The organism is Micromonospora sp. NPDC005710, from assembly GCF_040630995.1.
Taxonomy (GTDB): domain Bacteria; phylum Actinomycetota; class Actinomycetes; order Mycobacteriales; family Micromonosporaceae; genus Micromonospora.
In genome coordinates this window covers 172,911-193,424 of the sequence record NZ_JBEXYP010000002.1, presented here as the reverse complement: position 1 = coordinate 193,424, position 20,514 = coordinate 172,911, and the positions used below count along the sequence as shown (strand labels likewise).

The 20,514-nt window shown below is 73.4% G+C and carries 18 protein-coding genes and 1 riboswitch; of the genes, 8 read left to right on the top strand and 10 right to left on the bottom strand.

Translation table 11 applies throughout. From position 1 onward, the window contains the following. Positions 1–36: 36 nt before the first annotated feature. The 3 genes from ABZ406_RS03215 to ABZ406_RS03205 form a co-directional block, all read right to left on the bottom strand. Positions 37–285: a hypothetical protein gene (locus ABZ406_RS03215; RefSeq protein WP_357755688.1), complete on the bottom strand. Its 249-nt coding sequence runs from the start codon at positions 283–285 to the stop codon at positions 37–39. A gap of 78 nt (positions 286–363) precedes the next feature. Then, a complete protein-coding gene (locus ABZ406_RS03210) occupies positions 364–1,299 on the bottom strand; it encodes a GNAT family N-acetyltransferase (RefSeq protein ID WP_357755686.1) in 936 nt (311 codons plus the stop codon). Between the two features lie 69 nt (positions 1,300–1,368). Further along, entirely contained in the window at positions 1,369–3,876 is a 2,508-nt protein-coding gene (locus ABZ406_RS03205) for a S8 family serine peptidase (RefSeq protein ID WP_357755685.1), read from the bottom strand. Between the two features lie 140 nt (positions 3,877–4,016). On the opposite strand from ABZ406_RS03205, the gene ABZ406_RS03200 reads away from it, so the two are divergent. Together ABZ406_RS03200 and ABZ406_RS03195 are read left to right on the top strand one after the other, a co-directional pair. Beyond that, complete coding sequence (locus tag ABZ406_RS03200; RefSeq protein WP_357755684.1) at positions 4,017–5,882, top strand: glycerol-3-phosphate dehydrogenase/oxidase; 1,866 nt, start codon at positions 4,017–4,019, stop codon at positions 5,880–5,882. A gap of 87 nt (positions 5,883–5,969) precedes the next feature. Beyond that, on the top strand, positions 5,970–6,500 hold the full coding sequence (locus ABZ406_RS03195; RefSeq protein WP_357755683.1) for a hypothetical protein: 531 nt from the start codon (positions 5,970–5,972) through the stop codon (positions 6,498–6,500). Between the two features lie 55 nt (positions 6,501–6,555). On the opposite strand, the gene ABZ406_RS03190 is transcribed toward ABZ406_RS03195, so the two are convergent. Next, positions 6,556–7,956, bottom strand: coding sequence for an FAD-linked oxidase C-terminal domain-containing protein (locus ABZ406_RS03190; RefSeq protein WP_357755681.1), 1,401 nt, complete (start codon positions 7,954–7,956; stop codon positions 6,556–6,558). Positions 7,957–8,024: 68 nt separating this feature from the next. On the opposite strand from ABZ406_RS03190, the gene ABZ406_RS03185 reads away from it, so the two are divergent. Continuing rightward, positions 8,025–8,309, top strand: a complete 285-nt coding sequence (locus tag ABZ406_RS03185; RefSeq protein ID WP_357755680.1) for a DUF4031 domain-containing protein — start codon at positions 8,025–8,027, stop codon at positions 8,307–8,309. Here the strand turns inward: ABZ406_RS03185 and ABZ406_RS03180 are convergent. Next, a complete protein-coding gene (locus ABZ406_RS03180) occupies positions 8,281–8,937 on the bottom strand; it encodes a metal-dependent phosphohydrolase (RefSeq protein ID WP_357755679.1) in 657 nt (218 codons plus the stop codon). The two genes, ABZ406_RS03185 and ABZ406_RS03180, sit on opposite strands and share 29 nt — an antisense overlap. A 106-nt stretch (positions 8,938–9,043) precedes the next feature. Here ABZ406_RS03180 and ABZ406_RS03175 point away from each other — a divergent pair, with 106 nt between their 5' ends. Then, positions 9,044–10,279, top strand: a complete 1,236-nt coding sequence (locus tag ABZ406_RS03175) for an FUSC family protein (protein ID WP_357755677.1) — start codon at positions 9,044–9,046, stop codon at positions 10,277–10,279. A 9-nt stretch (positions 10,280–10,288) separates the two neighbouring features. On the opposite strand, the gene ABZ406_RS03170 is transcribed toward ABZ406_RS03175, so the two are convergent. Next, positions 10,289–11,548, bottom strand: coding sequence for an aminotransferase class V-fold PLP-dependent enzyme (locus ABZ406_RS03170; RefSeq protein WP_357755675.1), 1,260 nt, complete (start codon positions 11,546–11,548; stop codon positions 10,289–10,291). 46 nt (positions 11,549–11,594) lie between these two features. Continuing rightward, positions 11,595–11,715, bottom strand: a riboswitch (SAM riboswitch). A 23-nt stretch (positions 11,716–11,738) separates the two neighbouring features. On the opposite strand from ABZ406_RS03170, the gene ABZ406_RS03165 reads away from it, so the two are divergent. Further along, on the top strand, positions 11,739–13,229 hold the full coding sequence (locus ABZ406_RS03165; RefSeq protein ID WP_357755673.1) for a PrsW family intramembrane metalloprotease: 1,491 nt from the start codon (positions 11,739–11,741) through the stop codon (positions 13,227–13,229). A gap of 38 nt (positions 13,230–13,267) precedes the next feature. On the opposite strand, the gene ABZ406_RS03160 is transcribed toward ABZ406_RS03165, so the two are convergent. Continuing rightward, complete coding sequence (locus tag ABZ406_RS03160) at positions 13,268–13,435, bottom strand: hypothetical protein (RefSeq protein WP_357755671.1); 168 nt, start codon at positions 13,433–13,435, stop codon at positions 13,268–13,270. A 93-nt stretch (positions 13,436–13,528) separates the two neighbouring features. Next, the gene (locus ABZ406_RS03155; protein ID WP_357755670.1) at positions 13,529–13,867 is read right to left on the bottom strand and encodes a co-chaperone GroES; all 339 of its coding nucleotides are present in this window, start codon (positions 13,865–13,867) and stop codon (positions 13,529–13,531) included. A gap of 135 nt (positions 13,868–14,002) precedes the next feature. Between ABZ406_RS03155 and ABZ406_RS03150 the strand changes: the two genes are divergently transcribed. Further along, positions 14,003–15,337, top strand: a complete 1,335-nt coding sequence (locus tag ABZ406_RS03150) for an AI-2E family transporter (protein ID WP_357755669.1) — start codon at positions 14,003–14,005, stop codon at positions 15,335–15,337. Positions 15,338–15,441: 104 nt separating this feature from the next. Here ABZ406_RS03150 and ABZ406_RS03145 read toward each other — a convergent pair whose 3' ends face one another. Next, positions 15,442–17,676: an ATP-dependent DNA helicase gene (locus ABZ406_RS03145; protein ID WP_357755667.1), complete on the bottom strand. Its 2,235-nt coding sequence runs from the start codon at positions 17,674–17,676 to the stop codon at positions 15,442–15,444. A gap of 102 nt (positions 17,677–17,778) precedes the next feature. Between ABZ406_RS03145 and ABZ406_RS03140 the strand changes: the two genes are divergently transcribed. After that, a complete protein-coding gene (locus ABZ406_RS03140) occupies positions 17,779–18,285 on the top strand; it encodes a DUF402 domain-containing protein (RefSeq protein WP_357755666.1) in 507 nt (168 codons plus the stop codon). 25 nt (positions 18,286–18,310) lie between these two features. On the opposite strand, the gene sigJ is transcribed toward ABZ406_RS03140, so the two are convergent. Continuing rightward, a complete protein-coding gene (gene sigJ, locus ABZ406_RS03135) occupies positions 18,311–19,276 on the bottom strand; it encodes an RNA polymerase sigma factor SigJ (protein WP_357755664.1) in 966 nt (321 codons plus the stop codon). A 184-nt stretch (positions 19,277–19,460) separates the two neighbouring features. Here sigJ and ABZ406_RS03130 point away from each other — a divergent pair, with 184 nt between their 5' ends. Beyond that, on the top strand, positions 19,461–20,402 hold the full coding sequence (locus ABZ406_RS03130; RefSeq protein WP_357755663.1) for a PPK2 family polyphosphate kinase: 942 nt from the start codon (positions 19,461–19,463) through the stop codon (positions 20,400–20,402). The last annotated feature ends 112 nt before the right edge of the window (positions 20,403–20,514 follow it).

Below are 20,514 nucleotides of genomic sequence, written 5' to 3'. Positions count from 1 at the left end.
GGGGCGGGCCGCTGACGCGGTCCGCCCCGTTCGTCGTCAGGTCGGTAGCCTGCGCTGGTTGCGCCGTTTCTGCGCCCGGCCGTACGGCGGAAGCAGTTGGACCGGCGCGTCCACCATCTCCTGCGGCTCCTCGGCTGCCAAGGGCTCACCGTCGGTGGTCATTTCGGCCAGTTGTTCGGCGTCGCCGTAGTCGAGCCGGTCGAACGGCAGTTGGCCGGGGAGTTCACCCACCGGTTTCCAGGTGATCGGCTGGCCGTCCTCGGTCTGGTTGTCGTCCGTGGTCATGGCTGCCTCCTCTACCGAAACGGTAGGGGGCCGCGAGGACCGATGCGGGCGAATGGATCTATGTCCTTTTTGCCCCTGTTATGTCGTCGGTAGGGTCCGCCGGAACAGGAAGAAGACCCGCTCGATCCGCGCGCCCGCACTGCCCGAATAGAACGGCACCGGCCCCACCCAGCCGATCTGTGCCTGGCTCAGCCCCGCCGCCTGCTGATCACGCAGGCAGCGCCGCAGCAGCACCCCGCCGATGCCCGACCCCTCCGCGGCCGGCGCGGTGCCCATCGGGCCGAACCAACTTGGCCGGGACGACCCGTACGCGGCGAAGCCGAGCACCTCGCCGTCCCGCTCCGCCAGGTGGCAACCGGCGTCGGCGCGCCCCACCGACCCGGTCAGCTCGCCGTCCCACGCGCCGCCGAAGGTGGACCGGGCGAACGCCGTCAGCGCCGGCAGGTCCGTCGGCTCCGCCCGGCGTACGGTGACGCCCTGCTCCGCCAGCCGCCGCTCGGCCGCCTCGGTGGACCGCAGCGCGGGCGACCCCTCGTACGACAGGTCGGCGGTCATGTTCCAGGCGGTCCGGTCCTGCTGGTAGCCGAGCGCGAGGGCGGCGCAGACCGCAGGGGTGTAACGGACGTCGATTCCCGGCCACGCGTAGTACGGCGGGTTCCCGGCCAGCAGCACCTCGGTCGCCCCGCGCTCCGCGAGCACCCGCTCGGCCTGCTGGAGCAGCGCCCGGCCGACGCCCTGACGCCGCTGGTCCGCAAGGACCGCGACCAGGTCCACGTGCCCGATCCCCGGCTCGGTCGACGACACCGAGCAGATCAGCGCCCCGACCAGGTCCGCACCCCGATACGCGCCGAGCCCGACGACCTGCCGGTCGGCGGCGGCCCGGGTCCGGAGCACGTCGACGATGGAGGCGGCCTCGGCGGCGTCCTCGGGCAGGTCGAGAGCCTGTCGGCAGAGCTGTACGACGCTGGGGACCAGGTCGGTGGCCAGCTCGGTGACGGTGATCTGGGCGTCCATGGTCGCCGACCCTAGATCACCCGGTGGAGGAGTGCACCCCCGGCTCAGTGCTTCAGGAAGGAAACCTGCCTATTGTTGGGCGGCGCGAACGGCGGCGTAGGCGTCGACCTGCCCGGCACCGGTGACGTTCGACGGCGCACCGCAGGCGTCGGAAGGGCTGTCGGAGCGGTAGGTGGGCGTCGCCGCCGTGGCGGTGTCCCGCAGGATCTGCCGGGTCCGGGTCACGTCGCCGACCAGCGCCGGGTTCGCCGACCACATCAGCGCGACCACCCCGGCCACCTGCGGGGTCGCCATCGACGTGCCGTCCAGCGCCGCGTACGTGCCGCCCGGCATCGCCGACACCACGCCCACCCCCGGTGCCAGCACGTCCGGCTTGCCCGATCCAGGAACCGGGCCCCGGGAGGAGAACTCGGCGACCCGCCGCTGGTCATCCACCGCACCCACCGTCAGCACATCCGCGTACGGGGCCGGCGGATCGTCGATCGACGCGCACCATGGGCCGGTGTTGCCGGCCGCCGCGACCACGAAGATCCCGGCGGCGTCCAGGGCGGCGGTGGCCGGCCGCAGAACCCGCCTGTCGCAACCCTCGATGGGCGGGCAGCCCCACGAGTTGGTCAGCACCTGCGGGGCGCGCTCCGGCCGGCCGTCGGTGAACGGGTCACCGCCGGCCGGAAAGGGCGCCAACATGAACTGCAGACAGTCCAGGTAGTGCGCGGGACTGCCCAGGTTGCGGTCCAGGTTGACGCAGCCCACCCACTGCGCGTCCGGTGCCACCCCGATCCCGTCCCGCCCGACCGCGCTACCCACCGTGTGGGTGCCGTGCCCACCCTGGTCGGTCGGGCTCCGGGTGTCGTCCCACGGGTCGTACCAGGAGTCGTCGCCCCCACGGAACCCGGCCCGCAGCGCTGGATGGGTGCCGTCCACCCCCGAGTCGGAGCTGCCGACCACGATTCCCGACCCGGTGACCCGCAGTTGCGACCACACCCGGTCGGCACCGATCTGACGGATGTTCCACTCCGGGCCGGTGGGCTTGGGCGCGTCGCCCCGGCTCTGGCCGGCCGGGGCCGGCAGCGGGCGCAGGCGCTGGCTGACCAGCACCCGAGTTACCTCCGGTCGACGGGCGAGCCAGGCCCGCACCGCCGGACCGCCGTCCACCTCGACCGCGTTGACCAGGTAGTACGGCACCGGGTCGAGGCGCAGCCGGTTCAACCCCCGGAGCAGGTCGCGCTGGCTCTGCTCGGCGGTCGACACCAGCCGCCGGTAGACCTCCGCCGCACGGGCGTCCCGCCCGGCCTGACCCGGCGCGCCGGCCGGAAGATCATTCAGGTCGGCCTGCGCGCGCAGCACCACGAAGAGCCGCTCGCCGTACAGGCCCGGCTGGCCGGGACCGAGGTCGACCACGCCGAACGCCACCAGCAGCACCACCACCGCCACCGCGGCGAACCGCCGGCTCGGGGTACGTGCCGTCGGCCGGGCGAGCAGCACCGCGTACCCGATGGCGACCAGGACCGCGACGGCGAGCCCGACGCCGGCGGCGACCGCCACCCAGAACGGAATGTCCCTGGTGCCGACCAACAGCAGGCTGATCTCCTCCGGGTCGGTGAAGGCCAGCGGGCCGAGCGCGGCCAGGCCCACGAGCCAGCCGGTCGCGGTCCGGCCGGCACGGGTGGCCTCGGCCGGGTCGGCGCTCGGCCGCCAGGCCGCCGCCCAGAGCGCGGCCAGCGCGAAACCCACCGGCGGCAGGGTCACCAGCGCGGGCAACTGCGCACCGGACTGGCCGGCCCCCGCCGCGAGCAGCAGGAGCGCCACCCCGGCGACCAGGCCACCGACAGTTATCAGCCGGGCCGGCCGGGGCGGTCGCCCAACCGCGAACGGTGACCAGAACGGGGCATCCAACAGCGCCGCGGCCAGGACCCCGAGCGCGGCGGCCGCCAGCAGCGCGAGTGCGGTCTCCAGGAGGCCGCCGAGCGCGCCCAGCCAGGCCCACGGCAGCAGCAGCGCCAACCCGGCGGCGATCGCGAGCAGCGGCACCGTGCCGAGCGCCAGCAACCCCCGCCGCCCGACCGACCCGGCGGCCTCGGGTCGTGTGGCGTCGCCGTCGCCGTCGCCGTCGCCGGTGGGTGCCGGGCCGCCGACCGCGCCGACCAGCCCTGGGTACGCCCACCGGCGCGCCGACCGGCGCACGGCGAGTGCGCTGAGCAATGCGACGCCGGCCAGCGCGGCGAGGTATGCCTCGTGGTGCACCGGCGGTACGACCCGCAGAAATGTGAGCAGGCCGAGCGCGAGTGCCCCGATCAACCAGGCCCGCCCGGTGGCCCGGACCGCCGCCGATCGGGGCAGCACGGCAAGCAGCAGGGCGGGCGTGCCGGCCAGCACGGCGCCGGTCAGGCCGAGCACCGGCCAGAGCCAGCCGAGCCGGTCCCGTCCGAAGCTCAGCAGCACCTGATCGGTGAGCCAACCACCGGTCTGGGTGCCCGCGGTGACAGCGACCGTCCAGCAGCCGACGAGCACTGCCGCGACCACCGACCACGGGGAATGACGGGTGCTGGCTCCGGGGTGCACAGGCTGACCTTGCATCCGAGAACCTTACGACCACAGTGAACGGTTTCGAACCGACAGCCTGATCTCCGGCGGCCGGGACTCCGCCGGCCGGCGATCCGGTGCCCCGTGTGATCTGTGCGGGACATGACAGGTGGGCGGCGCGGGGCGGGCGGCGAATGTCGACACGGTGGTACGGCGGTTACGGTGGACGGGTGCGTGACCCCAATGTCTCCCGATCCGTCGCCGGTCAGCTCTCACCGGTCCGCCGTGCGTCCGACCTGCGCCGACTGCGTGCCGAGCGCTTCGACGTGCTGGTCATCGGGGGCGGGGTGACCGGTGCGGGCGCCGCCCTGGACGCGGCGTCCCGGGGCCTGAAGGTGGCACTCGTCGAGGCCCGTGACCTCGCCGCCGGCACCTCCAGCCGGTCCAGCAAGCTCATCCACGGTGGCCTGCGCTACCTGGAGCAGTTGGAGTTCCACCTGGTCCACGAGGCGCTCACCGAACGGGGCCTGTTGGCCACCCGGCTCGCACCGCACCTGGTACGCCCGGTGCCGATCATGGTGCCGCTGCCGGCCGGGCGGGGCCTGCGGGACCTGCCGGCCCGGATCTTCCGCCGCTCGTACTACGGGGCCGGGGTGGCCGCCTACGACGCCTTCGCCGGGGTCTTCGGTGGCGGCCGGGGCATGCCCCTGCACCGGCACCTGACCCGGGAGGGCGCCCGGCGGATCTTCCCGAGTCTCCGGGCGGACGCACTCGCCGGGGCGATCCGCTACTACGACGGGCAGGTCGACGACGCCCGACTGGTGGTGACCCTGGCCCGCACCGCGGCCAGCCTCGGTGCCACTGTGGTGAGCAGTGCCCGCGCCGTCGGGCTGATCCGGCAGGCCCGCGAGGTGACTGGCGTCCGCGTCCGGGACCTGGAGGCGCCGCCGGGTTCGCCGGACGCGGAGTTCGAGGTGCAGGCCCGCACCGTCATCGCCGCCACCGGCGTGTGGAGCGACGACATGTCCCGGATGCTCAACGACGTGGGCCTGCGGCCCGGCGTCCGGGTGCGCGCCTCCAAGGGGGTGCACCTGGTGGTGCCCCGCTCGGCGATCACCGGCGAGACGGGGCTCATCCTGCGTACGGCGAGTTCGGTGCTCTTCGTCATCCCCTGGGGTGGGCACTGGATCATCGGCACCACTGACACCGACTGGCAGCTGGACCGCTCCCACCCGGCCGCGTCGGCCCGCGACATCGACTACCTCCTTCAGCAGGTCAACACCGTGCTGGACCGGCCGTTGACCACCGACGACATCGAGGGGGTGTACGCCGGGCTGCGGCCACTGCTGTCCGGCGAGGCCGACTCGACCTCGAAGCTCTCCCGTGAGCACGCGGTCTTCGAGCCGATGCTCGGGTTGCTGCTGGTCGCCGGCGGCAAGTACACGACGTACCGGGTGATGGCGTCCGATGTCGTCGACCGGGCGGCTCGCCGGCTCGGTGGCACCCGTCCGTCGCGTACCGCCGATCTGCCGCTGCTCGGCGCCGACGGGTATCCGGCGATGTGGCGGGACCGGGCCGACCTGGCTCGCCGACACGGTGTGCCGGTGGGCGTGGTGGAGCACCTGCTGGAGCGGTACGGCACCCTCACCCTGGATCTGCTGGCGCTCGTCGACGCCGATCCGCTGCTGGCGTCGCCGCTGGCCGGTGCCCCTGAGTATCTGGCGGCGGAGGTCATCTACGCCACGCGGGCCGAGGGTGCGCTGCACCTGGAGGACGTGCTGACCCGGCGGACCCGGATCTCGTTCGAGACCAGCCACCGGGGGCTGGAGTCGGCGGAGCACACCGCCGAGTTGATGGGTGCGGTGCTGGGTTGGGACGCGGCCACCAGGGCGCGTGAGGTCGAGCACTACCGCGCCCGGGTGGAGGCGGAGCGGCAGTCCCAGTTGATGCCGGACGACGCGGCGGCGGACGCGGCTCGGCTCGGGGTCCCGGACGTCCGGGGTTACGCCGCCGACCGGGGTGGCGACGATCAGGCGGAGCTTCGTCCGTCCGCTCGATGACGAATTGCACGTTACCGATGGGTAACCATCGATACCGGCCCGGATGGTGGTTTCGGACGCTACCTACGGTGGGGTAGGTTTCCGCGCGTGCTACGCCGCGCGCGCCCTCGTCTGCTCGTAACCCTGCTCGCCGTCGCACTCGCCGTGACCGGGTGCTCGCTCTTCGAGCGGGACAAGCCGAGCACACCGGCGGCGCAACCGACACCCGGCACGGCCGGGGGCGGATCGCAGTTGGAGATCCCCACCACGGTTGCCGCCGGTCAGGTCAGCCTGCTCCAACGGCTCGGCGAGGACGGGCCGATGCGCACCCTGAGCGTCGAGCGCAACGGCGCGTGGCAGTGCGTCGACTGCGCCGGCGACGGTGTCACCTCCCGGGGCACCCTCGCCCCGGAGCTGACCGAACGGCTGCAGGTGCTGCTCGCCAACCCCGCGCTCGCCAACGAGACCGATCAGGCCCGGCGGTACCGGACCACCTGCATCGACGCGCTGACCTCAAGCCTCATCACCTCGACCGGGCTGATCACCTCACAGGACTGCCCGGGGGAGGAGCTCACCCCGGTCGCCGGGGAGATCCTGCTGCTGCTCACCCAGGCGACCCCGGCCGAGGTCAAGGGCTGACCGCGACCGAGGGTCCGGGGCCGACCCCGGCCAAGGTCAAGGGTGAGCCCGCCGGTCAGAGCACCTTGCCCGGGTTGAGCAGGCCGGCCGGGTCGAGCGCCGACTTGATCGCCTGATGCACCCGGACGCCGACCGGCCCGATCTCCCGGGCCAGCCAGTCGCGCTTGAGCAGCCCCACCCCGTGCTCACCGGTGCAGGTGCCGCCCAGGTCCAGGCCGAGCCGCATGATCTCGTCGAACGCCCGCCGGCCCCGCTGCACGCTCTCCGGGTCGGCCCGGTCGACGACGATGTTCGGGTGCATGTTGCCGTCCCCGGCGTGCCCCACCACGCCGATCGGCACCTCGCACTCGACAGCGATCCGGGCGACCCCGTCCAGGAGCGCGGCGAGTGCGCCGCGCGGCACCGCCACATCGTCGATCACCAGACCGCCGTTGCCGCCCGGGAAGGTGTCCGCCGCGAACTTCTCCATGGCCGGGTGCGCCAGCCGGCGGGCCTGGAGCAGCGCGGCCGCCTCCACCGCGTCGGTTGCCGCGTAGACCTCGTCGGCGCCGACCGCCTCGCACACCTCGGCCAGCAGCGCCAGGTCGTCGGCCGCCCTGGTGCCGGTGTCGGCGGCGGCCAGCAGCAGGGCCTGCGCGTCGGTCCGCAACCCCATCGGCCGGTATGCCTCGATCGCCCGCAGGTGGGTCTGGTCCAGCAACTCCAGCAGGCTGGGGGTCAGCCCGCGAGCCGCGATCTCGGCCACCGCCGCACCGGCAGTGGCTGTCGATCCGAAGACCGCCACCAGGGTCAGCGACTCGGCCGGGGCGGGCCGCAGCGCCACTGTCACCTCGGTGATCACGCCGAGGGTGCCCTCCGACCCGACGAACAGTCGGGTCAGGTCGTAGCCGGCCACCCCCTTGGCCGTACGCCGCCCGGTGCGCAGCACCTCACCGGAGGCGAGCACCACCTCCAGGCCGAGGACGTACTCGGTGGTCACGCCGTACTTCACACAGCACATGCCGCCCGCGTTGGTGGCCACGTTGCCGCCGATCGTTGACGACTCCCAGGAGCCGGGGTCGGGCGGGTACCAGAGGCCCTGTTTCGCCACCGCCCCGGCCAGCGCCGCGTTGACCACCCCCGGTTGGACCACCGCGATCCGGCTCACCCTGTCGATCTCCCGGATCTCGTTCATCGCGACGGTGCTGAGCACCACCGCGCCGTCCACCGCGTTCGCCGCGCCGGCCAGCCCGGTCCGGGCGCCCTGCGGCACCACTGGTACGCCGTGCCGTGCCGCCGCCTGCACGACAGCGACCACCTGCTCGGTGGTGCGCGGTCGGGTCACCACCAGCGGGACGCCGGCGGGGCACAGGTCGGCCTCGTCCCGCTGGTGCAGGCGCAGCAGGTCCGGGTCGGTGAGCACGGCGTCGTCACCGAGCGCGGCGCGCAGGTCGTCGAGGAGCGCGGTGGGGGCCATGCAGCCGAGGCTAGGTCGCCGACGGGCGATCATCAACATGATCGACTGCGCGGGATAACTTGGGCATCATGCTCTACCTGGACCGGCCGGCCTGGCCGTGGCGCGGTCGCCTCTGGTCGCATCTGATCAGTGACGTCTCGTACGCCGAGTTGCACGCCTTCGCCGAGGCGCTCGGGGCGCCCCGGCGCGGCTTCGACAGGGACCACTACGACATTCCGGCCGACCGGTTCGCGGCGGCGGTGTGGCTCGGCGCCGAGGTGGTGCCCAGCCGGGAACTGGTCCGGTTGCTTCGCGCCGCCGGCCTGCGCCGACCGAAGCACCTGGTCAGCCCGCGTTCTCCTGTTCCCCGGTGAGGTCTGCCAACTCGCGGCGCACGTTGTCCCGGGCGGGCTCCTCCCACCCACTCGCGAGCGGTGGCGACCGGAACAACGCGGGCAGCGCCAGCAGGCCGGTCAACACGGCAGCCCGCCCCGCCCGGAAGGCCGGCTCCGGCACGTGGGCGTACTCCCGGCGGATCGCCGCCGCGTACCGCTCGTATTGGGCCGGCGGCGCGGCCAGCACGGCCAGGTCGGCGTCGCACAGCAGCGCGCCGTCCCGGTCGCCCGGTGCCACTGTGTGCCCGGCGGTGAGCAGCACCAGCCGGCGCACCTCGGCAACAGTGGGCGCCGGCACCCCGAGCCCGGTGAGCGCGCTCCCGGCCAGCGCGGCGCTGTCCCGTTCGTTGGCGTCGCCGGCGGCCCGCGGGTCGTAGACCGCGTCGTGGAACCAGGCCGCCAGCCGCACCGGGTCGGCCCGCGTGGCCAGGTCGGCGTGCTGGTCGACGACATCGAGCACCGCCGTGAGGTGGGCCAGCGTGTGATAGTGCCGGTGCGGCTCCCGCCACCTGACGATCAACTGCTCGCCGGCTCGGGTGATGTCCTGATCGGGCCGCGCGCCCGCACCCCGGGCCGCCGCCCGCCATCGGTCCAACAGATCAACCACCGCCCGAGTCTCCCGCATCGGGCCCCGACGCGTGGGAAGGGAGGATTCAGCCGGCCCACCACGGGTAGTCGCGCCCATGGCCGTGGCCCGGGACAAGCGACAGCCGATGGTGCGACGGACCGCGCTGCGCGACGGCCTGGTGGACGTCGACGGCGCGCGGATCGCCGAGGCCACCGAGAAGCTGCGCCACCGCAGCCGTGCCACACTGCACGACCGGCTGCACCGGGTACGGATGGCCGGCGGCCTCGCGGTGCAGGCCGGGCTGGCCGCCGGGCTCGCGTACCTGATCTCGCACAAGGTGCTCGGCAACCCGCAACCCGTCTTCGCGCCGATCTCGGCGGTCGGCACCCTGGCCGCATCGGTCGGCCAGCGGTTCCGCCGGACCATCGAGTTGATCGTCGGGGTGGGCGTCGGCGTGGCCGTCGGTGACCTCCTGATCTACCTGCTCGGCACCGGGGCGTGGCAACTCGGCCTGGTGGTCACAGTGGCGATCCTGCTCACCATCTTCGCCGGGGCGAGCGTGGCGATCGTCATCCAGGCGGCGGCCACCGCGGTGCTGATCGTGACGCTGAGCCCGTCGACTCAGAACCTGGAGATCCCCCGCTTCGTGGACGCGTTCCTCGGCGGCGGGATCGCGCTGCTGGTCACGGCGGTGCTGCTGCCACTGAACCCGCTGCGAGTGATCAACCGGGCCGCCCGGCCGGCCCTGGACCTGCTCGCCGCCCAGCTCGACGCCACAGCGGACGGGCTGCGCCACCGCAACCGCGCCACGATCCAGGGCGCCCTGGAGAGGCTGCGCAACAACAAGGACGAGCTGGCCACGTTGGGCGAGGCGATCGAGGGGGCCAAGGAGACCGCCACCCTCTCCCCGGCCCGCTGGCACCGCCGCGACGAGCTGACCCACTACGCGGAGGCGGCCGACCCGATCGACCGGGCGATGCGCAACAGCGGCACGCTGATCCGCCGGTCCGTCACGCTCGTCGAGGACGACGAACCGGTGCCCGATCCGATGCCGGACGCGATCGGCCACCTCGCCGAGTCGGTCCGGCTGCTCAAACACGAGTTCGCCGCCGGCGAGGAGCCGGAGAAGGCCCGGGAACGGTCGCTGCGGGCGGTCAGTGAGGCCGGCCGGGCGTACGGCGCCGGGGTCGGTTTCTCCGGCAGTGTGGTGGTCGCCCAGATTCGCACCACGGCGAGTGACCTGCTGGTCGCCTCCGGGATCGAGCAGGAGGAGGCGAACCGGTGGATCCGCACCGCCTTCGGGGAGCAGGAACGCCCGGTCGGTGAGCCCGCCGAGCCCGACGAGGCACCGAAGCCTCCCACCGCCCCGCCGGTCGGCTGAGCGCCGGCCTCAGCCCAGCTCAGCCAGCGCCGAGAGCAGCCGGTCCACCTGGGCGGCGGTGCTGCCCAGCCCGATGCTGGCGCGCAGCGCGGTGGGAGGCAGGTCACGCCGACCGGTACGCCCCGCCGCCTCGCTGAGCAGACGCCGGGCCAGCGGGTGGGCGCAGAACAACCCGTCCCGTACGCCGATGTGGTGCTCGGCGGCCAGCCGCGCGGCCACCTCTGTCGAGTCCCGGCCGGCCACCACGAACGAGACGATGCCGACCCGGGGCGCGTCCGGGTCGAAGGTGTGCAGCTCGACGACGTGCGGCAGGGCGGCGAGGCCGGTCCGCAGCCGGGCCAGCAGGGCCTGCTCGTCGGCGGCCAGCGCGACCTGGTCCGCCTCGTCGAGCGCCGCGCACACCGCCGCCAGCGCCACCGCGCCGAGCAGGTTCGGGGTGCCGCCCTCGTGTCGGGCCGGGCCGGTCGCCCAGGTCACGTCGTGGGTGGCCGGCCCGACGTGGCTGGTGGCCCCACCACCGGCCAGGTACGGCGGGGCGGCGTCCAGCCAGTCCGCCCGGCCGATGAGCACGCCCGCGCCGAACGGCGCGTACAGCTTGTGACCGGACACGGCCACGTAGTCGACGTCGAGCGCGAGCAGGTCGACCGGGGCGTGCGGGGCGAGCTGGGCGGCGTCGAGCACGATCCGGGCACCGTGCCGGTGGGCGACCCGCGCCAGTTCGGCGACCGGCCACCGCTCACCTGTCACGTTGCTCGCGCCGGTCACCGCGACAAGCACCGGCAGCGCCGGGCTGCTGCCCCGACGCAGCTCGGTGAGGGCGGCGGCGAGAGCGCGTACCGCCCCGTCCGGGTCGGCGGGGACCGGCAGTCGTACCGACCCTCGTGGCCAGGGCAGCAGGTTGGCGTGGTGCTCACCGGCGAACGTGACCACTGTGGTGCCGGCCGGGACCGCCCGCGCCAGCAGGTTGAGCGCGTCGGTCGTGTTGCGGGTGAAGATCACGTGATCGTCGGCGCGCGCACCGAAGAAGTCGCCGATCGTCTGCCGGGCCTGCTCGTACGCCAGGGTGCAGCGCCGCGACAGCGCTCCCGCCCCGCGGTGCACGCTGGCGTACCACGGCAGCAGCTCGGCCACGGCGTCGGCGGCGGCCCGCGCGCACGGCGCGGTGGCCGCGTAGTCCAGGTTGATCTCGCCGGGCACCCCGAGGACGTCGAGCGACCCGGACGGCACGGTGGGCAGGGTGGGCAGCGAGGGAACGAGAGTGACGGACACGCCGGAACCTCCGGGGTCAGGGACCCCGGGTGCGACTTCGGGACGGGGTCCGCGCTTGCCCAGCACACCGATCGGGCTGGGCCCGGTCATCACCCGGGGCACCCCACCGCGAACTCGACGAGGGTTGCCGGCCAGCAAGCCGGGGCTTGACGCTGGCGCTCGTGACCTGCCCGCAGCATAGCGGCTACCGATGCGGCCGAACCAGCCGGCGACGGATGGCTACGCTGACCGCATGGACGACACCCCGCCCGGTCCACCGCTGCCGCAGTCGCCCGCCGCCCCGCCCGCGCCGGCCGCCCCGCCGATGGGTGAGACGCCCCGGATGCCGCTGCGCCGACTGGGCTGGCGGCGGTTCCTGGCGCTGGCCGGGGTGGTGCTGCTCATCGCGGCGTGCGCGGTGTTCATGGTCTTCACGCTCGGCCAGTCGCTCGGCGCGCAGGCCCTGCTGATCGGGGTGGTCGCGGCCATCCTGCCGGTGCCGGTGCTGGTCGGCTGCTTCCTGTGGCTGGACCGATACGAACCCGAGCCGCTGAAGTACCTGATCTTCTGCTTCGCCTGGGGGGCGTTCGTCTCCACCGCGGCCTCGCTCACTGTGAACGACTTCGCGGCCAACCGCTTCGCCGACTGGGGCCTGCCGTCCGCGCTCACCGGGGTGCTGGTGGCGCCGTTCATCGAAGAGCTGACGAAGGCCATGGGTCCGATCCTGCTGCTGGTGTTCCGTCGCCGCGAGTGGTCCGGGATCACCGACGGCCTGGTCTACTGCGGGCTCTCCGCGGTCGGCTTCGCGATGGTGGAGAACATCCTCTACCTGGGCGGTTTGGGGTACGCCTCCGGCGCCGACCGCTACGGCCCGGCCACCGGCATCCAGCAGGTCATCGCGATCTTCATCCTGCGGATCCTGCTGTTCGGGTTCGCCCATCCCCTTTTCACCTCGATGACGGGTGTGGGGTTGGGTATCGCCTCCCGGACCGCCGACCGGCGCATCCGGGTGCTCGCCCCGATCGGCGGCCTGCTGCTGGCGATGATGCTGCACGGCACCTGGAACCTGCTGCCCACGCTGACCCAGGCCACCGGCCAGGCCATGATCATGCTGTACGGATTCCTGGGCCTCATGGTGCCGGTCTTCTTCGGCACCGTCGGGCTGGCGCTGTGGCTGCGCGCCTGGGAGGGGCGGCTCACCGAGCGGGTCCTGCCCGACTACGTTCGCGCCGGCTGGCTCAGCCCGCCCGAGGTGGCAGCGCTGAGCAGTCTCGGCCGGCGGCACGCCGCGCGCAGTTGGGCGCGCCGGGTGGCAGGCGATTCCGGGGTGCGGGCGATGCGCAGTTACCAGTCCGCCGCCACCCGGCTGGCGCTGCTGCGCGACGGGGCGCTGCGCGGCCTGGACCGCAAACCGGCCGACCAGGAACGGACCGCCCGCGAGGAGCGGGAGTTGCTGGACGCGATCACCGCGTACCGGTCGTTCTTCGTGGGTCGCGACCCGCAGGCCCCGGCGGGGGTCTGGGACGGCAGCCGCTACCACCTGCGCTTCCCGGACGGCAGGCAGCGCCCGGTGGACGCGCCGGACGAGCCGGTGGTGCCGATCCCGGTGGTGCTGACACCCGCTCCGGCTCCGGTCGGGTACGCCCCACCCGGCTGGCCCGGCCCGCATTCGGCGCCGCCCTGGCCGCCGGCGCACCGCTGACAGGGCGGACAGCTGACGGGCTGATGAGCTGAGCCGGCTCAGCTCATCAGCGAGGTGAGGAAGTCACCGAACCCCTGGAACATCGCGATGAGCGCGGCGCCGATCGCCCGGAACATCTGCGCGGCGCCGTCCGGCCGAAAGGCCACGAAGTAGATCAGGAACGCGACACTGCCCCAGGTCAACAACTTCTTCACGAATACCGGCATCGTCCCTCCCCAGGGCCACGGTCGCCGGATGGCTTCCCGTCGTGCGGCCGGGCAAACGGTGCGCGACGGGGCCGGGTGGTCGGGGGAGGTGCGTCAGAGGTAGAGGCCGGTCGAGTCGTTGTCGTTCCGATCGGCGGCCACAGCGTGCACGTCCCGCTCCCGCAGGAGCACGTAACCGCGGCCGTGCAGCTCGACCTCGGAGCGGTCGTCCGGGTCGAAGAGTACCCGGTCACCGGAGACGATGGCGCGGACGTTCGGCCCCACCCCGACCGCCGTGGCCCAGGCGAGGCGCTTGCCGACGGCGGCGGTCGCCGGAATGACGATCCCAGCGGTGGAGCGGCGCTCGCCCTCGCTGCCCTCCATCCGCACCAGCACCCGGTCGTGCAGGAGACGGATCGGCAGGCCGGCGTCGAGATCGTTGTCGGCTGTCACGCCGCAGACGCTACCGTGTGGCCGACGGTCGCCCACCGGTGGTTACGCCGGAGGTGGTCGGGGCATTGTGTGGCGGAACCGCCCTAGGGTGTCGGAGCGGACGTATGCTTTCCGACCTGTCGCCGTCGGCGGGCCGTGTTCTTCTTCCAGGAGGTGCGCTTGAGCCGCTTCGAGCGGGTACGCGGGCAGCTTCGCCGCGCCTACCAGTCACGACAGGAGTCGGCGCACGCCGACGAGGACACATCGACTGACGCGCTGAGCGACGCGTCGGAGGCGGTCCGGGTGGCGTCGCCGGCCGTGCCGGGGCCGACCGCGCCGCCGAGCGCCAGTGTCTACGGCGCGGAACCGGAGGTGGACCTGCACAGCTCCACCTCCAGTCGCGACGACGCCGACGTTCCGCACGGCCTGCGGATCGCTTCCGCGTGGTGTTGGCGACTGATCGTGATCGGCGTGGTGGCGTGGGCCCTGCTGCGGATCGTCAGCACGGTCAAGATCGTGATCATTCCGCTGGCCATCGCGCTGCTGCTCTCCGCGCTGCTCGCCCCGGCGGTGGGCTGGCTGCTGAGGGCCCGGTTCCCCCGGTCGATGGCGACGGCGGTTGTGCTTGTCGGCGGCCTGGCCGCGGTGATCGGCACGCTGACGCTCGTGGTCAACGAGTTCATCCGCGGTGTGCCGGAGCTGAGCCAGAAGTCGTCCGAGGGTGTCCGGCAGATCCAGGACTGGCTGAAGACGGGCCCGCTGCATCTCTCCGACACCCAGCTCGACCGCTACATCGACGAGGCGCAGGCCTGGATCAACAACAACACCTCACGGTTCACCAGCGGCGCGTTGAGCACCGCGGCCACCCTTGCCGAGGTGCTGACCGGCACGTTGCTGGTCCTGTTCGCGACGTTCTTCTTCCTGCGGGACGGCAGCCGCATCTGGCGTTTCCTGGTCCGGTTGCTGCCGGTGGCCGCCAGGTGGAAGGTCGACGACGCGGGTCGCGCCTCGTGGCAGACGCTTGTCGCCTACGTCCGGGCGACGGTCCTTGTCGCCTTCATCGACGCGGTAGGCATCGGCATCTTCCTGGTCATCTTCGACATCCCGTTCGCCTTTCCGCTCGCGGCGCTGGTCTTCCTCGGCGCGTTCATCCCGATCGTCGGTGCGGCGCTCTCCGGTGGCGTGGCGGTGTTGGTGGCCCTCGTCGACAGCGGCCCGGTCACCGCGCTGATCATCCTCGCTGCGGTGATCGTGGTGCAGCAGGTGGAGGGTCACATCCTGCAACCGCTGATCATGGGCCGGGCGGTCGCCCTGCACCCGCTAGCGGTGATCATCGGTATCGCCGCAGGTGTCGTACTCGCCGGCATCACCGGGGCGCTCGTCTCGGTGCCGCTCATCGCGGTGCTGAACACCGCTGTCCGTCGGCTTGCCGCCCGGCGGGTCCCGGACACCCCACCCGACGCCGTGGTGGTCGCCGCCCAGGCCCCCTAGACCGGGACTGGATCACGCGCGAACCTGGAAAGAGTGGCCTCCCGCCAGCGGGAGACCACTCTTTCCCCGTTGGAGGGCGATCGTGTGGCTGCGCGGCGCGCAGCTCAGGACTTGGCCAGGCGTTCCAGGGCGCCCCGGGCGACCTCCGGACGGGTCGTGTACCAGAACGGGGGCAGCGAACGGCGCAGGAACGGCCCATAACCCCGGGCCGTCTCCAACCGCGAGTCGAGCACCGCGACCACGCCCTTGTCACCGGTCGCCCGGATCAACCGACCCACGCCCTGCGCCAGCCGCACCGCCGCGATCGGCACGCTCACCGCCGCGAAGCCCGAGCCGCCGCCCGAGTCCACAGCCGCCGCGCGGGCCGCCGCCAACGGCTCGTCCGGGCGGGGGAAGGGCAGCCGGTCGATGACGACGAGCTGGCAGGCGTCACCCGGCACATCCACCCCCTGCCAGAGCGACATCACCCCGAACAGGCAACTGGCCCGCTCCTCGCGGAAGCGACGCACCAACAGCGGCAGGGCCTCCTCGCCCTGGAGCAACACCGGCAGGTCGGTCCGCGCCCGCAACAATTCCGCCGCCTGCTGCGCGGCCCGCCGGGAGGAGAACAACCCGAGAGTACGACCACCGAGCGCCTCGACCAGCCCGAGCAACTCCTCCCCGGCAGCCTCGGGCAGCCCGGAGACGCTGGGGCGGGGAAGGTGCGAGGCGACGTACAGGATGCCCTGCCGGGCGTAGTCGAACGGCGAACCGACGTCGAGTGACCGCCAGCCGGGGCCCTCGGTGGCCGGTACGACGGCGCTCGGGGTCACGTCACCGGCCAGGCGACGGCCCGGCGACTCGGCGGCCGGGCGACCCGGCCCGGTGCGGGCGGCCAGCGCGGCCGCGGCGGGAGTCGGCGGGGCGGGCGGCGGCGCGTCCAGCCCGAGGGCGCGGGCCACCGTGTCGAACCTGCCGCCCAGCGCCAGGGTAGCCGAGGTGGCCACGACGGTGCGCTCGTCGTACAGGTGGGTGGCGAGGGTGCCGGCCACCGACAGCGGCGCGACGACGAGCGCCCGCCGGTTGCCGCTGTCGTTCTTCTCCACCCAGGCCACGTCGTGGTCGCCCTCCTCCAGCAGCCGCTGCGCGGTGGTGGAAAGCTCGTCCAGGGCGGCCTTGGCCTGCTGCTTGCGGACCGGGTCGGGGTCGTCGGACTTGACGTCGCCGATGGCGTCCAGGGCCGAGCGGGTCGCCGCGTCGAGCAGCGTGCACGCCTCCCGCAGTGGGGTCGGCAACCCCGCGGTGATCCGCCCGGCCGGCGCCTCGGCCAGGCCGACAGCGAGGGCGTCCCCGGCGGCGGTGAGCGCCTCGGCGGTCTCCGGGCGCAGCAGCGTACGGGCCCGCCTGGTGGTCCGGTCGATCAGCTCCGGCACCAGTTCCGCCTGGGCCGCCGAGGAGACCCGGTCGGCCAGCTCGTGCGCCTCGTCGACGATGAGCAGCTTGTGCGGCGGCACGATGTGCCGGTCGGCGAGCATGTCGACAGCGAGCAGGCTGTGGTTGGTCACCACGATGTCGGCCTCCCGGGCGCGGGCCCGCGACGCCTCGGCGAAGCACTCCTGCCCGAACGGGCAACGGGCAGCGCCGACGCACTCGCGAGCCGGCATCGACACCAGCCGCCAGGCCTGCTCGTCGACGCCCGGGTCCAGTTCGTCCCGGTCGCCGGTTGCGGTCTTCTCAGCCCAGGCGCGCAGCCGCTCGACCTGCTTGCCCAACCGGCCCGCCTCACCGAGCCACTTCACCGGCTGGGCCGGGTCAGGCTTGCCGAGCGCCCCGCCGCCGGGACGCGCCGCCGGGGCGTCGAAGAGGGCGTCCTCCGGCTCATCCTCGGTGGAGTTGTCCAGTCGGGCGAGGCAGAGGTAGTGGTGGCGGCCCTTGAGGACGGCGAACGTGGGCCGACGGCCGAGCACCGGCTCCACCGCGTCGGCGAGCCGGGGCAGGTCATGGTCGACCAGTTGGGACTGCAACGCCAGGGTGGCGGTGGAGACCACCACCGGGCCGTCCACAGTGAGCGCCGGTGCGAGGTAGGCAAGCGACTTGCCGGTGCCGGTGCCCGCCTGCACGAGCAGATGCTCGCCGCTGGCCACGCACTCCTCGATCGCGGTGGTCATCTGCAACTGGCCGGGGCGTTCCGCGCCACCGGGCACCGCGCCGACCGCCGCCGCCAGCAGCTCCGTGCCACTGGGTCGGGCACCCCGCCGCCGCCCCTTGGCACGGGCCGACGGGGTGGCGGAACCGGTGGCGGTGCGGGGCGGAGTCACCGTGCGACGGTACCCGTCGCCGCCGACACCGACCGCGCCCATCCGCCGCGTGGCGCGACGCTAACCGGCCGGAGTGGCTGGCCGACCCCGTCCGGTTACGGCCGCGCTACGACGCGTTGGGCTGTATCGGTTAGGGTGCGAATCATGCCGAGCGACATGGTCCGCGTGATCTACCGCAAGTACGACGGCAGCGCCCACCGCGACTACCCGGCCCGCCGGCTCACCGAGGACGATCTCGGCGTCTGGCTCGGCGTGCCCGAGGGCACCGAGTCGGTCTACCACGGCCGGCCCTCGGTGGAGAAGATCCCGTTCGTGCTGCTGGTGCCACACCGCGCCTGGTGGACGGCCATGTTCAACCCCCCGCCCCGCACCAGCGAGGTCTACTGCGACATCGCGACCCCGGCCCGCTGGGAGTCCGACGACACCGTCCACCTGATCGACCTCGACCTGGACGTCGTCAGGCGTCGGGCCACCGGCCTGGTGGAGCTGCTCGACGAGGACGAGTTCGCCGAACACCGGGCCCGGTTCGGCTACCCGGACGACGTGGTGGTCGAGGCCGAGGCTGCGGCTCAGCGGCTGTTCGGGGCCCTGGGCGACGGCACCGAGCCGTTCGCCACCGCGTACCGCAAGTGGTTGGCACTGGTGGTCTGAAGGCCGCACGCCCGGGCGGGCCGGCTCACCAGCGTGGTGGCCAGCCGTCGTCGGTGCCCAGCGCCGGCAGGTCGGTCAGCTTCTCCGGGTTGAGCTGGTTGTAGATGGCGGTGATCCGGCCCTGGTCCACAGCGAACGCGGTGACCAGGCGGATCGGCCGCCCGTCGCTGTGCACGGTCTCCAGATGCAGGCCGAGCGCGCCGTCGACGAGCACGGGCCGAGCCAGCACCCGGTGGGCGTACCGGCCGGTCCGGCCGAACAGGCCGAGCGTGAGGCGACCCACGGCGTCCGCGCCGAGCACCGGCCGACGGGCCGCCGGGTAGTGCCCGCCCGAGTCGCCCACGAAGACCACATCCGGTGCCAGCACCTGGACGAGCTGGTCCAGCTCGCCGGACTCGGTGGCCGCGACGAACGCCTTGAGGACCCGGCGCTGCTCGGCCGGGTCGGCGGTGTGCCGGGGCACGTCCGGCGCGGTGACCGCCCGGCGGGCCCGGGAGGCGAGTTGCCGGGCGGCCACCTCGGTGGTGCCGAGCACCCCCGCGACCCGGGCGAACGGCAGCGCGAACACGTCGTGCAGCACCAGCGCGACCCGCTGCTCGGGTGCGAGCCGTTCCAGCACCACCAGCAGCGCCGTGCCGACCTGGTCGGTCCGGACCGCCCGCTCCGCCGGGTCGGGCGCGTAGCCGTCGGCCGGCGCTCGGCCGCCCAACTGGCTCACCACCGGCTCGGGCAGCCACTGCCCGGGGTACGCCTCGCGGCGGACCCGCGCCGAGCGGAGCACGTCGAGGCAGATCCGGGCGCAGGTGGTGGTCAGCCACGCGCGCAGGTCACGGATCTCGGCGCGGGCCGCCGGCTCGGCCAGCGCCCCGGCGTAGCGCAGCCACGTCTCCTGCACCGCGTCCTCCGCCTCGCTGCGGCTGCCCAACATCCGGTGGGCCACCGCGAGCAGTCGGCCCCGCTCCGCCTCGAACTCCGTCGCCAGCTCCCGCACGACCCACCACCCCTTCCGGTCGGCGTTCCGGTCCCCATCCTCCCGTTCGCCGGGCGCGCCGGCAGCCCCGCCGGCCCGCCGGGCCGGCGCCCTCGGCGGCCGAAGGTTGGGGTGCCGGTCGACGGCCAGGGCGGGAGGTGGCCCTCGGCGGGCGGATCGGCGGTGGGTGGGCGATGATCCGTGCATGAGCGAACCCCAGCAAGGGCGGATCTCGGCGCCGGACGGCGGGCCCGTTCGGGACCTGCTGCGGGTCACCGCGCCGGTGGATCTCGGCGCGATCGACCCACGGTCCATGCCCGGTCTGCCGGAGCTCGCGGGCCGTGGTGAGCACCGTAAGACCTGGGCCCGGGAGCAGGTGCAGCTGGTCGGCGAGGAGTTGGGCCGCCAGCAGGAAATGCTCTTCGCGATGGCCAAGGCCGGGTCGGAGCGACCACGGCAGCGGGTGCTGCTGGTGCTCCAGGCCATGGACTGCGGCGGTAAGGACGGCACTGTCAAGCGGGTGGCCGGCGCGATGAACCCGCTGGGCCTGCACATTCGCTCGTTCGGGCCGCCGACCCGTCAGGAGCTGCGGCACCACTTCCTCTGGCGGATTCGCCGGGAGCTGCCACCGCCCGGGTACGTGGGGATGTTCAACCGTTCGCACTACGAGGACGTGTTGATCGCCCGGGTCGGCTCACTGGTGCCGGAGACCACCTGGCGAGCCCGCTACGACGAGATCAACTCGTTCGAGCAGGAGCTGACCGAGGACGGCGTCACCCTGATCAAGGTGATGCTGCACATCTCGTACGACGAGCAGGGCAAACGCCTGATGGACCGACTCACCGACCCGCGCAAGCACTGGAAGTACAACCCCTCCGACATCGACTCGCGGGGGCACTGGGACGACTACCAGGCCGCGTACGCCGAGGCCCTGAGCCGGTGCGGCACGGACGCCGCGCCCTGGTTCGTGGTGCCGGCGGACCGCAAGTGGTACCGGGACTGGGCGGTCGCCCATCTGCTGCGTGAGACGTTCGACACGCTCGACCTGGGGTATCCGGCAGCCGATTTCGACGTGGCGCGGGAGCGGAAGCGCCTGTTGGCTGGGGGAGCGGGTGCGGGTGGGGCAGCCGAGATGAACGGCAGGTGAACGAGCGGTGAATGGTGCCTGGCCAGGGGTGGGCCGGCGAATTCCCCGTTCAGCCGTTTCCTAGCATTCACCGAGCGGGCGCTCTCGGGTGCCGCCACCCTTCCACCGACGC